This window comes from Oleiphilus sp. HI0080, assembly GCF_001635135.1.
On sequence record NZ_LWFU01000804.1, the window covers coordinates 1 to 839 of the forward strand.

The 839-nt window shown below is 48.0% G+C and carries 1 protein-coding gene; it reads right to left on the minus strand.

Annotated features, from left to right (window positions below; genetic code table 11):
* Window positions 1-57 precede the first annotated feature (57 nt).
* On the minus strand, window positions 58-839 hold a 782-nt coding region (locus A3751_RS16455; RefSeq protein ID WP_231876920.1), incomplete at its 5' end, for a nitroreductase family protein.

The window sequence follows — 839 nt, forward strand, 5'->3', positions numbered from 1 at the left end:
CCTGGGCTGGATACTGCGCTGAATGTGCGAATCGCAAATTGCAGCGCAAAAAGAAAATCACGGTTTCTTGATATTCTCAAAGGAGATAAATTCTTCGACTGGCTTTCTAGCCGATTTTGCAACCTTGAAGGTGTCTTTCAAATGACCGACCGCGATCATCATGATCACTGCGTCACTTTCTTCCACCTCAATAATGCTACGCAATGATTGGTCTTGATCTTTGGTGACGGACCAGTTTAAACAACAGGTTCCAAGACCAAGCGAATGCAGTGCATAAATTAGTGACATGGAGAACAGGCCTCCATCAATCCAACACTGATTTCTCTCCCCAGAGGTGAAAAAGCTTTGTCGGTCTACGGTGATGACAATCGCTGCTGGCACTTTGTCACCAAAGCCACCGTTGCCTGACTGACATTGGAGTACCTTAGCGACGGATTCGGGTCGTGTGAATGCATGTGCCTTGATCGCCTGACGATTGCATACGGTGGGTGTGTACATGGCCATTTCAACCGCTTTGAGCAAGCTTTGAGGATCGACCTGTTGATTAGCGAAGTCTCGGACACTGCGTCGCGATCGAAAAAAGCCACTGAGGTCCTGTTGTGCCGAATTGAGCCATTCGCTTTTTACGATGGTATCGCAGCCAGCTCGTTGTTTATCTAGTTCGATCTCGCGAGTGAGTCGATTAATGTCTGAAAATAAAGGCGCGTACTCGATATCGCAACCACAGGTGAAGGTCATATAAGAGTCCAACACCGAAACGGCCGTTTCCAAAGACAATGACATCCCATGATTGGCACGATACAGATCGATCTCGCGGACCAAACGCTCGGCAACACCTT